The organism is Streptomyces sp. NPDC058964 (assembly GCF_042741275.1).
In the GTDB taxonomy this organism is placed as follows: domain Bacteria; phylum Actinomycetota; class Actinomycetes; order Streptomycetales; family Streptomycetaceae; genus Streptomyces.
The window spans coordinates 1-1,905 of record NZ_JBHYKH010000887.1 but is presented as its reverse complement, the minus strand read 5'-3'; the positions used below and the strand labels follow the sequence as shown (position 1 = coordinate 1,905).

Here is a 1,905-nt window from a genome sequence, read left to right as displayed (position 1 = left end):
CCACGAACCCTGTCATGTCGTCGGTGCGCTTGAGGATCTCCAGGGTCACGGCGAGTTTGTCCCGGCACCAGCCGACGAGGCCGCCGGTGTAGCCGCCGTCCGCCCAGACGAGGGTGATGTCGCGGTGCAGGCGGCGCAGCCGCTGCAGCAGGCCCTCGGCGGCGTCCCGATCGCCGATGTTCGCGGCGGTGACCGCGACGACCAGGAGCAGACCGAGCGTGTCGGTCACGATGTGCCGCTTGCGGCCGGGCACCTTCTTGCCGCCGTCGTGGCCGCGTGAGGCGGTCGGCACCGTCGCGGCGGCCCGCACCGACGGCGCGTCGATGATCCCCGCCGTGGGCTCGGCCTCATGGCCTTCGCGTTCTCTGACCCGCCCGCGCAGCCGGTCGTGGAACTCGGCGATCAACCCGTGCTCGCGCCAGCGGCGGAAGAAGGCGTAAACCCGGCCTCATGCGGGGAAGTCCGCGGGCATCGCCCGCCAGGAGCTCCCGCCCGCGACCAGGTAGCGGATCGCGTCCAGCAGCTGGCGGTGGCAGTAGCCCTCGGGCTGCCCGCCCCTGCCCTGGAGCCAGGCCGGCACCGGCAGCAAAGGCCGGATGGCCGCCCAGAAGTATGAGGAACCGGAGCCTACGGTCCGAAAGCCAGGCGTCAGCTGTCTTCAGGGCGCGGACCGCCAGGATCTTGTCATGACGCCCTGGAACTTGCTCGGTGTCTTTGCGAGAGCCACCACTTTGGCTCGTCACGGACGGGGGAGGGGACTGGCCGAACACTGGCAGGGCCTGAAGTACTGCCAGGCCCTGGCCGCTGGCCCGGGCGGCTACTTGTCGCTGACAGCCGAGGGCGAGAGCCCTGAGCTGTCCTATCGGGCCATGCAGGCAAGGGAGTTGGGGCGGGCATTCGGGCTTGCCGTAGCGGAGCGGGTCGTGCGCAGCTGCTTTCCCGCCTGTCTCGTGTCCACGCTGGACGCGGAGGCGGTATTGCTGGCGAGCTTCGCCCGCTCGGGGCCGCGGCCGACCTTGGGCGCCCGGCCACGGCCCGATTTCTTCATCGAGGCCTGGCGGCCGGGCGAGCCATCCCGGATCTTCGTGGTGACGGTTAACGGAAACCACCAGATCGCCACGAAGCGCACCAGCAAGGCCGACCGCTCGACGTCTAAACAACTGGCCAGAGCGAGTGAGCGGGCCGAACAGTTTCACCTGGGCCAGTGGAACACCACCCCATGCCTCTTGATGTCCACCGAGTTGCTGGCGATGGAGGGCATCACCATCAACGCGCTGCGGGCGCCAGGTGAAGGGCTGCTTCCCACACGAACGGCCGAGGGTAGTGGCAGCGCGGATCACGTGTTGACGGAGCGGAATCTCTTGTACGCCGGGGCCTTGAGGTTACCGGCCATCGACGGCCGCCGGGAGCGGAGCCAGGACGGATTCCTGATTCCGCGTAAGGAGATCGGCTGGTTCGGGCAGCTGCTCGCGCGCACTGGAGCTGCGGGGCAGTTGGCGTTCGCCGGCGCTGGCACGGAGATCGCCCAATACCTCACGGTCAAGCAGGGACACAAGCATTACGTTCAGCAGACTTTCGCCGGCTCGTCCAGCGTCCGCGATGCCCGGCACCGGATCGGATATACGTGGTACGTCGGGACTGATCAGGTCTTCCGCCTCAACCGAACGCGGGTGGAAGCCTTCTCCGGCATGGCCGAGGAGCTGTACGAGCTTTTGGTGAAAGGCGGCGTCGAGGCGTACCGGCAGCGGGCGTACGACCTGCGCAATACGTTGCCGACCGGCGCCTCGGCACCACAGTGGGGCCCTGAGGCCTTTCCATCATCGGTCTGAGCTGGCCAAATGCAGGGTGAGGACGGCCTGGACGAGGCAGGTGATCCGGGTGGTCGAGCACCGGAGCTTGCGAAGG

General features: G+C 68.3%; 3 protein-coding genes and 1 pseudogene. 1 reads left to right on the top strand and 3 read right to left on the bottom strand.

Annotated features, from left to right (window positions below; all coding sequences use genetic code 11):
* Both ACFW2E_RS46015 and ACFW2E_RS46010 read right to left on the bottom strand, forming a co-directional pair.
* Positions 1–406: transposase (locus tag ACFW2E_RS46015; RefSeq protein WP_384477921.1), on the bottom strand; the 406-nt coding region annotated here is incomplete at its 3' end.
* A 42-nt stretch (positions 407–448) separates the two neighbouring features.
* Positions 449–580: a transposase gene (locus tag ACFW2E_RS46010; RefSeq protein ID WP_384477924.1), complete on the bottom strand. Its 132-nt coding sequence runs from the start codon at positions 578–580 to the stop codon at positions 449–451.
* A gap of 106 nt (positions 581–686) precedes the next feature.
* Here ACFW2E_RS46010 and ACFW2E_RS46005 point away from each other — a divergent pair, with 106 nt between their 5' ends.
* Positions 687–1,829, top strand: a complete 1,143-nt coding sequence (locus tag ACFW2E_RS46005) for a hypothetical protein (RefSeq protein ID WP_384477918.1) — start codon at positions 687–689, stop codon at positions 1,827–1,829.
* Here the strand turns inward: ACFW2E_RS46005 and ACFW2E_RS46000 are convergent.
* Positions 1,818–1,905 (bottom strand): annotated as a pseudogene (locus tag ACFW2E_RS46000) (IS5/IS1182 family transposase); the annotation flags it as partial. The gene ACFW2E_RS46005 and the pseudogene ACFW2E_RS46000 sit on opposite strands and share 12 nt — an antisense overlap.